At 59.3% G+C, this 16,216-nt stretch carries 14 protein-coding genes; 9 read left to right on the plus strand and 5 right to left on the minus strand.

The features are described from left to right. The 5 genes from ACIOWA_RS19770 to ACIOWA_RS19790 form a co-directional block, all read left to right on the plus strand. Positions 1 to 1,091: homoserine dehydrogenase (locus ACIOWA_RS19770; protein WP_401161488.1), on the plus strand; the 1,091-nt coding region annotated here is incomplete at its 5' end. Between the two features lie 102 nt (positions 1,092 to 1,193). Beyond that, the gene (gene thrC / locus ACIOWA_RS19775) at positions 1,194 to 2,603 is read left to right on the plus strand and encodes a threonine synthase (protein ID WP_401161490.1); all 1,410 of its coding nucleotides are present in this window, start codon (positions 1,194 to 1,196) and stop codon (positions 2,601 to 2,603) included. Positions 2,604 to 2,722: 119 nt separating this feature from the next. Then, positions 2,723 to 4,096 carry a transporter substrate-binding domain-containing protein gene (locus ACIOWA_RS19780; protein WP_339434034.1) on the plus strand — a complete coding sequence of 458 codons (1,374 nt, stop codon included), beginning with the start codon at positions 2,723 to 2,725 and terminating at the stop codon, positions 4,094 to 4,096. A gap of 117 nt (positions 4,097 to 4,213) precedes the next feature. Further along, positions 4,214 to 4,621: a response regulator gene (locus ACIOWA_RS19785; RefSeq protein ID WP_221729881.1), complete on the plus strand. Its 408-nt coding sequence runs from the start codon at positions 4,214 to 4,216 to the stop codon at positions 4,619 to 4,621. Positions 4,622 to 4,785: 164 nt separating this feature from the next. Then, complete coding sequence (locus ACIOWA_RS19790; protein WP_221729880.1) at positions 4,786 to 5,067, plus strand: DUF3509 domain-containing protein; 282 nt, start codon at positions 4,786 to 4,788, stop codon at positions 5,065 to 5,067. 173 nt (positions 5,068 to 5,240) lie between these two features. On the opposite strand, the gene ACIOWA_RS19795 is transcribed toward ACIOWA_RS19790, so the two are convergent. Together ACIOWA_RS19795 and ACIOWA_RS19800 are read right to left on the minus strand one after the other, a co-directional pair. Next, positions 5,241 to 6,194, minus strand: a complete 954-nt coding sequence (locus ACIOWA_RS19795) for a TIGR02285 family protein (protein ID WP_401161492.1) — start codon at positions 6,192 to 6,194, stop codon at positions 5,241 to 5,243. Then, positions 6,148 to 7,347, minus strand: a complete 1,200-nt coding sequence (locus ACIOWA_RS19800; RefSeq protein ID WP_339466171.1) for a CaiB/BaiF CoA-transferase family protein — start codon at positions 7,345 to 7,347, stop codon at positions 6,148 to 6,150. The genes ACIOWA_RS19795 and ACIOWA_RS19800 overlap by 47 nt, the downstream gene beginning before the upstream one ends. A 146-nt stretch (positions 7,348 to 7,493) precedes the next feature. Between ACIOWA_RS19800 and ACIOWA_RS19805 the strand changes: the two genes are divergently transcribed. The 3 genes from ACIOWA_RS19805 to ACIOWA_RS19815 all read left to right on the plus strand — a co-directional run bounded on the left by ACIOWA_RS19805 (position 7,494) and on the right by ACIOWA_RS19815 (position 11,172). Beyond that, the gene (locus ACIOWA_RS19805; protein ID WP_007908961.1) at positions 7,494 to 8,036 is read left to right on the plus strand and encodes a YaeQ family protein; all 543 of its coding nucleotides are present in this window, start codon (positions 7,494 to 7,496) and stop codon (positions 8,034 to 8,036) included. Positions 8,037 to 8,091: 55 nt separating this feature from the next. Further along, positions 8,092 to 9,801: a single-stranded-DNA-specific exonuclease RecJ gene (gene recJ, locus ACIOWA_RS19810; protein ID WP_401161494.1), complete on the plus strand. Its 1,710-nt coding sequence runs from the start codon at positions 8,092 to 8,094 to the stop codon at positions 9,799 to 9,801. Between the two features lie 264 nt (positions 9,802 to 10,065). Next, complete coding sequence (locus ACIOWA_RS19815; RefSeq protein WP_401161496.1) at positions 10,066 to 11,172, plus strand: NADH:flavin oxidoreductase/NADH oxidase; 1,107 nt, start codon at positions 10,066 to 10,068, stop codon at positions 11,170 to 11,172. A gap of 112 nt (positions 11,173 to 11,284) precedes the next feature. Here the strand turns inward: ACIOWA_RS19815 and ACIOWA_RS19820 are convergent, their stop codons facing one another. Next, a complete protein-coding gene (locus ACIOWA_RS19820) occupies positions 11,285 to 12,913 on the minus strand; it encodes a glucan biosynthesis protein D (RefSeq protein WP_339434039.1) in 1,629 nt (542 codons plus the stop codon). Positions 12,914 to 13,316: 403 nt separating this feature from the next. On the opposite strand from ACIOWA_RS19820, the gene ACIOWA_RS19825 reads away from it, so the two are divergent. Beyond that, positions 13,317 to 13,502 carry a hypothetical protein gene (locus tag ACIOWA_RS19825; RefSeq protein ID WP_221729874.1) on the plus strand — a complete coding sequence of 62 codons (186 nt, stop codon included), beginning with the start codon at positions 13,317 to 13,319 and terminating at the stop codon, positions 13,500 to 13,502. Between the two features lie 60 nt (positions 13,503 to 13,562). Here the strand turns inward: ACIOWA_RS19825 and ACIOWA_RS19830 are convergent, their stop codons facing one another. Then, on the minus strand, positions 13,563 to 14,069 hold the full coding sequence (locus ACIOWA_RS19830; RefSeq protein WP_401161498.1) for a Bro-N domain-containing protein: 507 nt from the start codon (positions 14,067 to 14,069) through the stop codon (positions 13,563 to 13,565). 600 nt (positions 14,070 to 14,669) lie between these two features. Further along, positions 14,670 to 16,154 (minus strand): APC family permease, encoded by a 1,485-nt coding sequence (locus ACIOWA_RS19835; protein WP_401161500.1) that lies wholly within the window; start codon positions 16,152 to 16,154, stop codon positions 14,670 to 14,672. Positions 16,155 to 16,216: the final 62 nt, after the last annotated feature.

Genomic DNA, 16,216 nt, shown 5'->3' on the forward strand with positions numbered 1-16,216 from the left:
GACATCGTCATAGAGCTGATGGGCGGCTATACCGTTGCCCGCGAGCTGGTACTAAGGCCATCGAGAATGGCAAGCATGTGGTCACCGCGAACAAGGCACTGATTGCCGTTCACGGTAATGAAATTTTCGCCAGGGCACGCGAGAAAGGCGTGATCGTGGCGTTTGAAGCCGCGGTGGCCGGTGGCATTCCGGTGATCAAGGCGATCCGTGAAGGCCTGTCCGCCAACCGCATCAATTGGGTGGCCGGGATCATCAACGGCACCGGCAACTTCATCCTCACCGAAATGCGCGAGAAGGGCCGTACGTTTGAAGACGTATTGGCCGAAGCTCAGGCGCTGGGTTACGCCGAAGCCGATCCGACCTTCGACGTCGAAGGCATCGACGCCGCGCACAAGCTGACGATTCTGGCTTCCATTGCGTTTGGCATTCCGCTGCAGTTCGACAAGGCTTACACCGAAGGCATTACCAAGCTGACCACCGCTGACGTCAACTACGCCGAAGCACTGGGCTACCGCATCAAGCACCTCGGCGTGGCGCGCAGTACGGCTGCGGGCATCGAGTTGCGCGTACACCCGACGCTGATCCCGGCCGATCGCCTGATCGCCAACGTCAACGGCGTGATGAACGCGGTGATGGTCAACGGTGATGCTGCCGGTTCGACCTTGTTCTACGGCGCCGGTGCCGGCATGGAGCCAACGGCCTCTTCGGTCATCGCCGACCTGGTGGACGTGGTTCGCGCCATGACCAGCGACCCGGAGAACCGCGTCCCGCATCTGGCCTTCCAGCCAGACTCGCTGTCGGCCCATCCGATCCTGCCGATCGAAGCCTGTGAAAGCGCTTACTACTTGCGCATACAAGCCAAGGATCACCCGGGCGTACTGGCTCAGGTGGCGAGCATTCTGTCGGAGCGTGGCATCAACATCGAGTCGATCATGCAGAAGGAAGTCGAAGAGCAGGACGGTCTGGTGCCGATGATCCTGCTGACCCACCGCGTGGTCGAGCAGCGCATCAATGATGCGATCGCAGCCCTGGAAGCCCTGGCCGGCGTCAACGGTCCGGTTATGCGGATCCGCGTCGAACACTTGAATTAACAGCAGCAAGCTTCAAACTTCAAGCTGCAAGTAAAAGCAGAGGCGCTTTTCACTTGTAGCTTGAAGCTCACCGCTTGTAGCCCAAACCGAAGGTTTGCCCTTATGCGTTACATCAGTACCCGCGGCCAGGCACCGGCCCTGAATTTCGAAGACGTCCTGCTGGCTGGTCTTGCCACCGACGGTGGTCTGTACGTCCCGGAAAACCTGCCACGTTTTACCCAGGAAGAAATCGCTTCCTGGGCTGGCCTGCCGTATCACGAGCTGGCCTTTCGCGTCATGCGCCCGTTTGTAACCGGCAGCATTCCTGACGCCGATTTCAAAAGGATTCTTGAACAAACCTACGGTGTGTTCTCGCACAGCGCCGTCGCGCCGCTGCGTCAGCTCAACGGCAACGAATGGGTCATGGAGCTGTTCCACGGCCCGACCCTGGCGTTCAAAGACTTCGCCTTGCAACTGCTCGGTCGTCTGCTCGACTACGTGCTTGAAAAGCGCGGCGAGCGTGTAGTGATCGTCGGCGCCACCTCCGGTGACACCGGTTCGGCCGCCATTGAAGGCTGCAAACACTGCGAAAATGTCGACATCTTCATCCTGCACCCGCACAACCGTGTGTCCGAAGTGCAGCGTCGCCAGATGACCACGATTTTCGGTGAGAACATCCATAACATCGCCATCGAAGGCAACTTCGATGACTGCCAGGAAATGGTCAAAGCCAGTTTCGCCGACCAGAGCTTCCTCAAGGGCACGCGCCTGGTGGCGGTGAACTCGATCAACTGGGCGCGGATCATGGCCCAGATCGTTTACTACTTTCACGCTGCCCTGCAGTTGGGTGGCCCTGCGCGTTCGGTATCGTTCTCGGTGCCGACCGGCAACTTCGGCGACATCTTCGCCGGTTACCTGGCGCGCAACATGGGCCTGCCGATCAATCAGTTGATCGTCGCCACCAACCGCAATGACATCCTGCACCGCTTCATGAGCGGCAATCAGTACGTCAAGCAAACCCTGAACGCCACGTTGTCGCCGTCGATGGACATCATGGTGTCGTCGAACTTCGAACGCCTGCTGTTCGACCTGCACGGTCGCAACGGTGCAGCGATTGCCGGTTTGATGGATTCGTTCAAGCAGGGCGGTGGTTTCAGCGTCGAGCAAGAGCGCTGGACCGAAGCACGCAAACTGTTCGATTCGCTGGCCGTGGACGATGCCCAAACCTGCGAAACCATCGCCGAAGTCTATGCGCAGACCGGCGAACTGCTGGACCCGCACACCGCCATTGGCGTGAAGGCCGCACGCGAATGCCGTCGCAGCCTCGACATCCCGATGGTGATCCTGGGCACGGCGCATCCGGTGAAATTCCCGGACGCGGTAGAGAAAGCGGGTGTAGGAAAAGCGCTCGAACTACCTGCACACCTTTCTGATTTGTTTGAGCGAAACGAACGCTGCACCGTTCTGCCAAACGAGCTGAAAGCCGTGCAGGCCTTTGTCAGCCAGCATGGCAACCGCGGCAAGCCGCTTTAAACCTGCAAAGCTGTCACATTTTGAAGCCCGTCTCCTGACGGGCTTTTTTGTTTCTGCTGCCACACTGCTCGGGTTTTCACCCTCGAAGGACGGGTGAGTCGATCACGAAGGAAGTGGCAATGCTGTTTTATAGAGGTTTGAAACCGGCACTGGGCTGGTTGTGCTTGTTCGGATTGCTGGGAGTGATGCACGGCAGTGTGGCCGCGCAATTGGCGTTGCACGATGATGCGGTGGGCCTCAACGTTCAGCCCATCGAACTGGACGCACATGAGCGCCAGTGGATTCGCGACAACCCCACGGTGACGGTCGCGTCGGTGCAGTACCCGTTGTATCTGTTTCAGGATGAGCATGGTCAGTGGAGCGGCTTGAACAACGATGTGCTCAAACGCGTCACGGCGATGACCGGGTTGCAGTTTGTGCATCATGAGTCGTTTTCCACGGATCACATGCTTGAGCGCCTCGAGAGCGGGGCGGCGGACATCAGCACAACGCTGGCCGTAAGCGACGAACGCAAGGCGTTTCTTGATTTCAGTCACGCATTCGGCGGCGCGGGCTGGGTATTTGTCGGGCGCGCCGGGGCACCCTCGGTGGAGTCCCTGGAGCAACTGGCCAAGCGAGTGGTGGTGCTGCCCGCCAGGCATGCACTGGAAGACGTGATCCGACGTGATTACCCTTCAATCGAAATCCGCTCGGTCAAAACCTACGCCGAAGCACGGGCATTGGTCGAGAGCGGCGAGGCCTACGCGACGATCGAAAACGAGATCGGTGCACAGCTTTATCCGTTGGGGTTGCTCAAGGTCGGTGCACTGGTGGAAGGCAAATGGGAGGCTGATCATCTGGCGGTACGCAAGGGCATGCCGGAACTTTTGAGTATTCTCAACAAGGCATTGGAGGCGTTCCCCCCTGCCGAGTTACGCGCCATTCGCCTCAAATGGCTGGAGGGTATTTCGCCGGCGCCCATACCGTCGGTGTGGCAGCGGATGATCGAATGGGGCTGCTGGGTGATGGGTGGGCTGGGTGTTTTCGGCCTGTTGTCGCTGGTATGGAATCGGCGCCTGACGGCGGTGATCAAACAGCGCAGCGAGGCGGAAAAGGTGCTGGGCGATCAACTGGCGTTTCAGCGCGCGCTGATTGATTCCATGCCTGATCCGATGTTTGTCCGAGATCTGCACGGTCGACTGATCATGTGCAACCGCAGCTACGAGGAGGCTCTTTCGGTTCGGCTGGATCAGGTGCAGGGGCGTTTGCTGATCGAGATCGATGTGTTGCCCGAAGCGACCGCCCTGATGCTGCACGACGAGTTCATCGTGCAACTGAGCACACGCAAGTCGCGCTTCAGTAAACGCCAACTGCAATTCAAGAATGGCCCGCGCGAGGTCTATCAGTGGACCGTGCCGTTCTACAGTGCCGACGGCCAGTTGCGTGGACTGCTGGGCGGCTGGACCGACATCACCCAGCGTAGGACGGAGAGCGGGTGCCGATGTCTGCAGTGAAGATGGGAAACTTCCTATAAGACGCGGCTACTTTTCCTATGGGAGGCTTAAGACGGCTGCCCTAGAGTGAGCGACAACTGCGGTGAGAGTCCGCGATTGTCGTTCCGGAGGTCGCCCATGCGCTCGCTTAAAGTTCTGATTCTTGAACCCAATCCGTTTCAGCTGATGGCATTGCATCAAATGCTCAATGCCATCGGCATCTATGACGTACTGACCGCACCGTCCCTGGCGTCTGCCCTGTGTTCGCTGGGCCACCGCGGCGTGGTCGATATTGCCATTTGCGATCCGCAACTCAAGGGCGGCGATGGCCTGGCTCTGATTCAGCATCTGGCGGTACAGCGTGAAGCCCGTGCGCTGATCCTGCTGGGGGCGGTCGCGCCGAGTCTGCTGAGCGATCTCGAGCCGTTGCTGCGCGAGCATCGGTTGCGATTATTGGGGCGCTTGCAAACGCCGGTCTCGGCAGTGCTGATGAGAGGTTTGCTGGACGGCTACCTGATCGCTGCTTCGCAGCCTGTCGGGGTCTGAAGGGCACGGTTATTTTTCTGTCATCTTCACCGTGCATGCTCTGACAGACCGGTGACGCTGCAGTGCTTGCGACCGGCATGCAGAACTTTCTTCTCGGGCCGGTGGTCATTTACTGTGGACACGCCCCAGACACAATGTTTTCGGACTATTGAGTGGAGATCGAGATGGAAAGTATCAGTCTATTGCTCGGTGAGGCTCTGAGCCCGTATCAGGTTTCGTTGTCTCCAAGCGGTGCCCAGGGTGAATGCCTGGTGACCTTGAAGAACAGCAGCGGCGCCATTGTCGTGGAACGCCCATTCAATCAGGCACAACTGACCGACAAGCGTCAGTTGACCGATGTCGTCGATGGTTTGCACCGTGACGTCCTGATTGCCGAAGGGCGCCTGGAGCCCTGCGTGATCGCGGCCTTGCGCAATGCGGCGCTGGACAAGCGTGCGGCGCTCTGAAAATGAAATGTCTCTTGTGGGAAACTTCCTGCATCTCTGTCAGTCAGACCTCGTAACAGCAGGATCAAGCATTGTGCTCCGGTGCTTGTCGCTTGCTGCTACGGGTCTTTATTACGGGCCACGTTTAACCCCGAGTCGTCTCCCCACTTCTCGGGGTTTCTTTTGTCCGCCGTTTACTGCGCGGCCTGCTGTTCGAAGAACAGCCGTGCCTGTTCCAGATAATCGGCCTGTTGCTTGGGGTCAAGCCACGCGGCGTACAGCCGATTGAGATGTTCGTGGGGCAGGGTGCGTAGCAGTTGGTTGATCTCGCCGATGGCCTGACGCCCCATCGTGGTGTCGGAACAGGCGATATAACCTGAGAGATATTTTCCGGCGCCTTGGATCGGATAAAACTCCAGCTCATCTTCGGCAATCTGCGCCTGCTTCGCCTGATAGCGGATTTCCGGCCAGTAACCCAGCACCACCTGCAACCGGCCAAGACGCTGCATCGACAGCAGATTGGCCAGCGCATCATTGCCGTAATGCGCAGTCAGCGCGCCGCTGGGCGCTTGATGCAGGATAGTGTCGAGAAACTCGCCGTAGCTGCGTTCGGCGACAACGCCGACCTTCCTGTTGCCATTCGCGAGTAGCGCAGACAGATCAACCTCGCCATTCACCAGATAGGGTTCAAGCACCGCCCGATCCTGCCGACGAACCACCAGACCATTGCTCACCGCGCGAATCGCAGGGATCGAATACGCAACCGACTGCGCGCGTACCTGGTTCCATATCAGCGCGGGGTCACAGGCGAAAGGGTTGTCATGGAGTATCTGCAAGCCACGGGCGCGATTGACCCGCATCAGCGTATGTTCGTATTGCGGCATGCCAGCAATCAGCATCGGCAGCAACTGATCGATCACCCCCTGGCCCTTTTTCGGACCTTCGAAAATGGTCATCGGTGGCAAGTCGCGCAGTAACCAGATCAGCGTAGGTTTTGCCTGCGCCCAAGCGGGCAGGGTCAGCAGAAACAACAGACCGAACAGGCGCCACGTCCATCCGTGGCGGGAGCGGTTGGCGTCCGATGCCTGTCGGTGCTTCAGCTTAAATGGCTCCGTCTTCGCGCAGTTGGGCGATCTGCTTTTCGTCATAGCCAAGATCGTGGAGTACCTGCGCATTGTGTTCACCGAGTTGCGGTCCGACCCATTCGGAGGAGCCCGGTGTCTCTGAGAGTTTGGGCACGATACCCGGCATCTTGAAAGATTTGCCGTCCGGCAGTTTGGCAGACAGGAACATTTCCCGAGCCAGGTACTGCGGATCACTGAACATGTCTTCGGCACTGAAGATCCGGCTGACCGGTACGTCAGCCTGATTGAGCAGGTCGAGCACCGATTGCAGCGGCAGCGAATTGACCCAGCGATCGATCACGCCATACAACTCGTCGCGGCGATTGTCGCGACCGTCGTTGCTGGCCAGTGTCGGGTCATTGGCCAGATCTTCACGGCCGATGATCAGCATGAAGCGCTTGAAGATCGCATCGCCATTGGCGCCGATCTGCACATGTTTGCCGTCGGCGCTGGTGTGGATCGACGACGGCGTGATGCCGGGCATGATGTTGCCGGTGCGTTCACGGATAAAACCGAACACATCGAACTCCGGCACCATGCTTTCCATCATGGCGAAGATCGCTTCGTACAGCGCCACATCGACCACTTGGCCGAGCCCGCCGTTGACCTCACGATGACGCAGCGCCATCAACGCGCCGATCACGCCCCACAGCGCGGCAATCGAGTCGCCGATGGAGATGCCGGTACGCACCGGCGGCCTATCCTCGAAACCGGTGATGTAGCGCAACCCCCCCATGGATTCGCCGACGGCGCCGAACCCCGGCTGATCCTTCATCGGCCCGGTCTGGCCGAAGCCGGAGAGGCGCACCATCACCAGTTTCGGGTTCAACGCGTGCAGGATGTCCCAGCTCAGACCGAGTTTTTCCAGCACACCGGGGCGAAAGTTTTCGATCAGGATGTCGGCTTCACTGAGCAGTTTTTTCAGGATCGCCAAGCCATCGGGATGCTTGAGGTTGAGGGTCAGCGACTTCTTGTTGCGCGCCTGAACGAACCACCACAACGAGGTGCCCTCGTACAACTTTCGCCATTTGCGCAACGGATCACCGCCGTCCGGCGATTCGATCTTGATGACTTCGGCACCGAACTCGCCGCAAATACGCGAGGCAAACGGCCCGGCAATCAATGTACCCAGTTCGATGACTTTCACGCCGCTGAGCGGCTTGTTGGTAAACGGCATGCTGAATCCTGTAGGACAAGGTTGAGCGGATACAGCGTTTTAGCATAGCCGGCTGTCAGGCGCCGCAGGTTGATCGCCATCAATTCGATGATTGCCTACCGCATCGGTTAGACTTGCCGACTTTCCTCGTATCAAGAAGCCCGTTCATGGCCCAGCCTTCGACCACTTACAAGTTTGAACTGAACCTCACCGACCTCGACCGCAGCGTCTACGAGAGCGTCAAGCAGACCATCGCCCGTCACCCTTCGGAAACCGAAGAGCGCATGACTGTGCGGCTGCTGGCCTACGCCCTCTGGTACAACGAGCAGTTGTCGTTTGGCCGTGGTCTGTCAGACGTGGATGAACCTGCGCTGTGGGAAAAGAGCCTGGACGATCGTGTTCTGCACTGGATCGAAGTCGGCCAGCCCGACGCCGACCGTTTGACCTGGTGCTCGCGTCGCACCGAACGCACCAGCCTGCTGGCCTACGGCAGCCTGCGCGTGTGGGAAACCAAGGTGATCCCGGCGATCAAGAACCTTAAAAACGTCAACATTGCCGCCGTCCCGCAAGAAGTGCTGGAAACCCTGGCCAAGGACATGCCCCGCGTCATCAAGTGGGACGTGATGATCAGCGAAGGGACGATTTTCGTCACCGACGATCGCGGTCAACACGAAGTCCAGTTGCAATGGCTGCAAGGTGAGCGCGGCTGATCCTGCGTTGTCATCTGATTAATCCCACGTATTCAAGAGAAGTCTCCGTCACCCCATGCGTATCGAACCTCGTCAACTGCCTGCCACTCTGCCTTTTCTCGGTGACCTGCCGCCGCTGCTGACCCGCTTGTATGCGGCGCGGGGCGTGCAATCCGAGGCGGAACTGGACAAGAGTCTGGCGCGGTTGATTCCGTTCCAGCAACTCAAGGGCATCGATGCGGCAGTCGATCTGCTGGTGACAGCGCTGGAGCAACGCCAGCGCATCCTCATCGTCGGTGATTTCGACGCGGACGGCGCCACGGCCAGCACGGTGGGTATGCTCGGTCTGCGACTGCTGGGTGCTGCTCATGTCGATTATCTGGTGCCGAATCGCTTTGAATACGGTTACGGCCTGACCCCGGAAATCGTCGAAGTTGCCATGACTCGCGAACCGCAGTTGCTGATCACCGTCGACAACGGCATTTCCAGCGTTGAAGGCGTGGCCGCTGCCAAGCGTCATGGGCTCAAAGTGCTGATCACCGACCACCACTTGCCCGGCGATGAACTGCCGCTGGCCGATGCGCTGGTCAATCCCAACCAGCCAGGCTGCGAGTTCCCGAGCAAGGCGCTGGCCGGTGTCGGGGTGATTTTCTATGTGTTGATGGCGTTGCGCGCGCGCCTGCGCAGCCTCGGCTGGTACGAAAGCAAGCCGCAGCCGAACATCGGCGAATTGCTTGATCTGGTCGCGTTGGGCAGTGTCGCCGACGTTGTCCCGTTGGACGCCAACAACCGGATTCTGGTGCATCAGGGGCTGGAGCGGATTCGCGCCGGGCGTGCGCGGCCGGGGATCAAAGCGATCCTTGAAGTGGCCAAGCGTGACGCGGCTCGCATCACCTCCACGGATCTGGGTTTCATCGTCGGCCCGCGCCTGAACGCCGCCGGGCGCCTGGATGACATGAGCCTGGGCATCGAATGCCTGCTCACCGCCGACGCCAACATGGCCCGCGAAATGGCCGCGCAACTGGATGGTATGAACCAGGATCGCAAAACCATCGAGCAAGGCATGCAGCGCGAAGCGCTGGCCCAGTTGAAGGACTTGCCCGTTGAGTCGATGCCGTTCGGTCTGTGCCTGTTTGATCCGGAGTGGCACCAGGGCGTCATCGGCATCCTCGCCTCACGGATGAAAGAGCGTTATTTCCGTCCGACCATCGCCTTCGCCGATGCTGGCGATGGTTTGCTCAAGGGCTCGGGGCGTTCAGTGCAAGGCTTCCATATTCGTGATGCCTTGAGCGTGGTTGCAGCGCAGCATCCAAACCTGATTGCCAAATACGGCGGCCACGCAATGGCAGCCGGCCTGACCTTGCCGCAGGAGAATTTTCCGTTGTTCGCTGAGGCATTTGACGCCGAAGTGCGTAGGCAACTTCGCGAAGAAGACCTCACCGGGCGCATGTTGTCGGACGGCACGCTGGCGGTTGAAGAATTCCACCTTGAGCTGGCCCGCGCCCTGCGCCATGCCGGGCCTTGGGGTCAGCACTTTCCGGAGCCACTGTTTCACGGTGTATTCCAGTTGGTCGAGCAGCGGGTCGTCGGTGAGCGACACTTGAAAGTGGTACTCAAAAGCGAGTGCGGCTCGGTGAAACTCGACGGCATCGCCTTCGGTATCGACCGCGACATCTGGCCGAATCCGACGATCAAATGGGTCGAACTGGCTTACAAGCTCGACGTTAACGAGTTTCGTGGCAATGAGACCGTGCAACTGATGATTGCCCACATCGAACCGCGCTGACCCCTTCGCGAGCAAAGTCGCTCCCACAGGTCCGGTGTTTTCCTGGTGGAGCGAGCTTGCTCGCGAAGGCGGACTTTCCCACACGGAATGACTCTGAACCCTCCCGCATCCCCGGTTGTCGACTAGGCTCTAAGCACTGCTTGATTGGCCTTGTGACGTCTTGTCGTTTTTTGCCCGCGGGGGCGGGTGCTGCATCTCTTCCTGTCACTCGACGACTATTCAAACAGAACCCTGGAGCCTGCCCACTGATTTGAGAGGTGCCCCATGAGTCTGCTGCTTGAACCCTTTACTCTGCGCCAACTGACCCTGCCCAACCGCATCGCCGTGTCGCCCATGTGCCAATACTCCAGCGTCGACGGTCTGGCCAACGACTGGCACCTCGTACACCTTGGCAGCCGCGCCGTGGGTGGCGCCGGGCTGGTGTTCACCGAAGCCACGGCGGTGACGGCCGACGGTCGGATCACCGCCCAAGACCTTGGCCTGTGGAATGACGAACAGATCGAACCACTGCAACGTATCACTCGTTTCATCACCTCGCAGGGCGCGGTCGCCGGCATTCAACTGGCTCACGCCGGGCGCAAGGCCAGCACCCATCGACCCTGGATCGGCAAGCACGGCAGCGTCAAACCGGATGATGGCGGCTGGACACCGGTCGGGCCGTCGCCGATTGCCTTTGATCCGCAGCACACGCAACCCAAACAGCTCGATGAAGGGCAGATCGCCGAAGTCATCCAAGCCTTTGTCGATGCCGCAGAACGCGCGCTGACAGCGGGTTTCAGTGTGGTTGAGGTTCACGCCGCGCACGGTTATCTGCTGCACCAGTTCCTGTCGCCGCTGAGTAATCAACGGCGCGATCAGTACGGCGGCTCGTTCGAAAACCGGATTCGTCTGGTGCTGCAAGTCACTGAAGCGGTACGGGCAGTCTGGCCAGAGGAACTGCCAGTGTTTGTCCGTGTGTCGGCCACCGATTGGGTTGAGGACGGCTGGAACCCTGACGAAACCGTTGAGCTGGCGCGGCGTCTTAAAGCATTGGGTGTGGACCTGATCGACGTTTCCTCGGGTGGCACGGCAGCCAACGCCGAGATTCCTGTCGGGCCGGGTTATCAGACGCGCTTCGCCGAACGCGTGCGCAAAGAGTCAGGCATCGCCACTGGCACTGTGGGAATGATTACCGAACCTGCGCAGGCCGAGCACATTCTGCGTACCTGCCAGGCCGACATCATCTTCCTCGCCCGCGAGTTGCTGCGTGATCCGTACTGGCCGTTGCACGCCGATGATGATCTGGGCGGACGCAAAGCGGTGTGGCCGGCGCAGTATCAGCGTGCGACCCATCGTGATCAGCCGATTCATGAGTCTGATTTGCGCGATTGAGTGCGTCGCTGACATGCAAAAAGCCCCGGCCAGTGAGGGTCGGGGCTTTGTTTTTTCTGTTGGCGGCTGTTTTGCCAGTGCTGCCGTCTTCGCGTGCAGGCGCCTCAAACCCTCAAGGATACTTACGCTTGTCCGGCGCCGGCGGGAAGTACTGGTACAGCCAGGTCTCACTCAACGTGCGGTCATTGGTACGAATGAACAACCGCAGTTCCACGGGCTCCACGCTGTCGTTGGTCGGGTACCAGTCGAACAGGATCCGGTAACCCTTGATGTCATCGAGCACCAACACGCTGAAGTCCTGCACCTTGCCGTTGGAGCAGGTGATGACCGGTTCGATCCCGGTGCCCTGCGGCAGGCGATCCAGACCGCCACCAGTGAAATCCACGGCGAAACGGCGCGCCCAGACCGGCGGATAATGCTCGCCCGGTGCCCAGCCTTCAGTGAATCCGCCCATCCCGGAACGGGTCGCCTGCACCCGCGCCAACGGCGTGCTGACCGGTGGCAGGGCACTCCAGTAGAGCTTGTAGCCGTAGTTCAGCGAATCACCGGCGGCCACCGGTTTCTTCGGCGTCCAGAACGCGACGATGTTGTCGAGGGTCTCGCCGGTGGTAGGGATTTCCAACAGATCGATAGAGCCTTCGCCCCATGCGGTCGTCGGTTCGACCCACAGGCTCGGACGCTTGCTGTACCAGTCGACGGTGTCCTGATAGTTGGCGAACTCGTGGTCGGTCTGCACCAGACCGAAACCTTTCGGATCGGTGTCGGCAAACGCGTTGAACTGCAGCGTCGCCGGGTTATTCAGCGGACGGCAGATCCACTCGCCGTTGCCGCGCCACATCGCCAGGCGATCCGAGTCATGGATTTGCGGGTGGATGGTGTCGCACATGCGGCGCTCGTGGGTGCCGCAACTGAACATGCTGGTCATCGGCGAAATGCCCAATTGTTCGATGGCCGTGCGTGCGTTGATATGCGCGTCGATTTCCATCACCACGCGTTCGGCCTGGCAATCGATGTCGAAGCGATAGGCGCCGGTCGCGCTCGGCGAGTCGAGCAGGGCATAAACCACAAAATGCGTGGCGTTCTGATCCGGTGTCTCGAACCAGAACTGGGTGAAGTCAGGGAATTCTTCGCGCTTCCTGGCATAGGTGTCGATCGCCAGACCACGCGCCGAGAGGCCATATTGGCCAGTCGCGTCTACTGCACGGAAATAGCTGGCGCCCAGGAACGACAGCACGTCATGACGATCCAGTTCCGGCGCCTTGAACAGCTTGAAGCCGGCGAACCCCAAATCGCCCTTGAGCTGCTGAGTGTCGACCGAAGTGTTCTCGTAGTTGAACAGCGCCGGGCGGAAATGCACCTCGCGGGCGGTACGGGTCTTCGGATCGACGCTGTGCATGCGCACCGGTTGGCGAAAACCCATGCCGACGTGGAAGAACTGCACGTCCAGTTGACCCTTGTTCTCCTTCCACAACGAATGCTCGCCGTCGTAGCGGATCGCGTTGAAGTTTTGCGGGGTCATGGTCGCCAGCGTCGGCGGCAGCACCTGTTTGGTGTCCTGGTAGGCACTGCCGGCCAGTTGTTTGGCCTTGCGCTTCAGGGCTTGGAAATCGAAGGCTTGTGCGTCGCCATCAGCGACGTCACCGCTGGCGGCCCAGGCATTCGCCGCCAGCAGGCCTGAGGCTGAAAGACCGGTGTAAGCCGCAATGGCCATGGACGCTTTAAGCAAATTCCTGCGGTGCATAAATACAACCTGTCGTGTGCAATCCCGCGCCGTTCCTGGCACGTGCTGGATCAGAAAGTACGGTTCGGACAAGCCTTCGGCCAAACGCTGCGGACTATAAACAGATGCCGGCTAGCTTAAACCGTTCGATTGTCGAGCAAAAATGATTGATTACGAGGCTCAGTCTGGCAATGAAACAAGACATGTCGGTATTTTTTCCGACGGCACTTTCTGATTTACAGGGCATTTCTGCTTTTTTCGACTAATTACTCTAAAAAGCCCTTTTCAGCACCGATTAAATTTCTATTCTATGGACATGACCGGTCGCGAACCTTCAGACCGGTGGGCACACGACGCTGCTGAAAGGGGCAGGGCGATGTGGTGGTTGAGCAGTTCTTTGACGTATTAGAGAAGGACATCGTCCATGGCAAAAATACAAGGCATCACTGACATGTTGGGCATCTTTCCCTGCCTTGGCAGCGGTCGCAAAAGGCGTAGGCTCAGCTCTGATGAGTTGAAACTGTTGGAGCGTTATCGGGAGCTTTCGGAGAGCGACCGGATCGCCATGCGGTATCTGGTGGATGCGATGAGGAGTGTTTCGCGGTTTTAACGTTGGGATAGCCTGTGGCGAGGGAGCAAGCGCCCTCGCCACAGTTTTTTTGGATGGATTTCAGCTACAGGTTCCCAAAACCGGATACGGCTGTTGGCCGTGCATCAACTCCGGCACGTCACGCCATTTGACCCACGCCTGCTGCTGCCAGTGAAGCAGAGGGACGGTGACCCCAGCCCAGTTAACCGAACTCAGGCTCGGGCCGTTCTGCACAGGCGTTGCCATGCTTTCGCGCAGCATCGGAATCACTTCATGGCTCAGCCATTGGCGCAGATTGCGGTTTTGCGGCACGAAGTGATGGACGAGCAGGGCGTACAGGCCGGACTCGCTGACCGTCGCGCAATCGACGATTTCGCCGTCCTTGCGCATGAGGACGTTGCGACGCTGGTCGGGATCGAGTTTCAGAGTGAGGTGTTCGTTCAGCGGATAACCCATCAGGCGACCGAGATCCTGGACGCAGAACCAGGCTTCGTGGTCTTGCATGAACGCGTGGAGGAAGCGGTTGTGGCGGGTGAAGACGGTGGGAGTGAAGTGCGTTGGTAGCGGATTTTGAGTGTGCGCAGACATGAAGTGACTTCCGGTTTGAGTAGGAAAGTCGCCATCAACTCTTCGACAAGTTGGGTGGCGAACCGCGTGGCGTTCGAAGTCGGGATACTTCCCGTCAAACACGGCAAAGCCGGAAGGCCCGCGCCACACGGCCCGCCATAAAGCAAAACTGAAGCTGCGAAACAGCCACAGTTCAATGGAGGGCATGCAAGCACCGCGTTGACAATTCCCGGCTTCGACCCCGGGCCGCTGATTTGGCAGCGACGGGACAAAGCCTATCGGTCAGGCGCTAGCGGCGCCAAGTCTACTCTGTCGACGCACGGCGTAGGAAATGGGGCTTTCTCCGGAAGGCTGTGTTTGTAGGAAATGCCTGTTTTTGCAGCTCTTGCTGCGAAACCATCCCTGTACCGAAGATTTTCCTTTATGAGTTAGCAACCGGGAAAACGGGAGAAGTAATTCTGTGAGCAAAGATGAAGCGAGAGGTAAAAAGAGAAAGGTGATCGATCTGGATCGCTTCGAAGCTGTCAGAGGTAAAGCGAAGATCAAATGGCGTACAGATGAATTGATGAGAGTGCTTCGGGGAGACCCCGGAATCAAATCTTGATTCCGGGGTGATTCTTCTTAGCGACTCACCTTCCAGGCATCCCCGGCCGGCGCCTTCCCATGGTCATACGGCTTGCCAATCCACATGTAAACCAGGCCCAAACCAATCACGATTACGGTGCTCAACACCATCGCGTAGTTCACATACCAAGCCGCATCCGGCGTGCGTGGCCAGGCCATGTTGATGATCGCGCCAACGCCATACACCAGTGCGCCAATGTTTACCGGCCAGCCCCATGCGCCGAGGGTGAATTTACCGCTGGGTTTCCAGCCTTTCATCCGCGCATACAGGGCGGCCAGCACGATCATCTGGAACGCGAGGTAGATGCCGATGGCGGCGAAGCTGACGATGGTGGCCACGGCGTCTTGCAGGAAGAAGCCGAGGACGATGATCAGGGCGGGCAGGACGCCGGCCACGAACAGTGCAGCCACCGGCACCTGGGTCGTAGGAGAAAGCTTTTTCAGCAGTCGGCTGCCGATGACCATTTCATCGCGAGCGTAGGAGTACAGCAGACGGCTGGCTGCCGCTTGCAGGCTGATGACGCAGGAGATGAAGGAAATCATCACCACGCCCATCACCACTTTCGAACCGACCGGGCCGAAGGCGTTGCTGAGGATGGTGGTGACCGGGTCTTTGTCGGTGCCGTTGATCACCGCTTGCATGTCCGGCACGGCGAGGATCAGCGCCAGGCAGGCGAACATTGCCGCGATGCCGCCGATGTAGATGGTCATGCGCATGGCCACCGGGATTTTCTTGCTCGGGTTCGGGGTTTCTTCGGCGACGTCGCCGCAGGCCTCGAAGCCGTAGTAGAGGAACATCCCCGCCAGCGATGCAGTGAGGAAGGCTGGCAGGTACGAGCCGTCGACGCTGATGTCGAAGGTGTTGAACAGCACGCTGAGCGGCTGGTGGCGTTCGAAGATCAGCAGGTACACGCCGACGATCACCGCGCCGACCAGTTCGCAGAGGAAGCCGAACATGGCGATGCGCGCCAGCACTTTGGTGCCACTGAGGTTGACCATTGTGGCGAACAGGGTCAGCACCAGGGCGATGACGATGTTGGTGTTGTTGTTTGGCTCAAAGCCCATCATGGCGGCCAGGTACGGGCCGGCGCCGACCGCCACGGCGGCAATGGTCACGCACAGGGCGATGGAGTAGATCCAGCCGACCATCCACGCCCATTTCTTGCCCACCAAGCGGCGCGCCCATGGATAGACGCCGCCAGAGATCGGGAACTGCGACACCACTTCGCCGAAGATCAGGCACACCAGCAACTGACCGCAACCGACCAGCAAGTAGGCCCAGAACATCGGTGGCCCGCCTGCGGCCAGACACAGGCCGAACAGGGTATAAACCCCTACGACCGGTGACAGATAAGTGAAGCCCAGGGCGAAGTTTTCCCACAGGCTCATGCTGCGATTGAAGTTGGAGGTGTAGCCCAGTTGGCGCAGTTGTTCGGCATCGCTGTCGGCAACGGCGGCTGAGAGATCGGGTGATGCACTCATGTGTGTTTGCTCCGTGAAATCGGCAGATTTCGGATGGCCGAGGCCGTGGCGGGGCCTAAGGG

It is taken from the genome of Pseudomonas sp. NPDC087614 (assembly GCF_044743485.1).
Taxonomy (GTDB): domain Bacteria; phylum Pseudomonadota; class Gammaproteobacteria; order Pseudomonadales; family Pseudomonadaceae; genus Aquipseudomonas; species Aquipseudomonas baetica_A.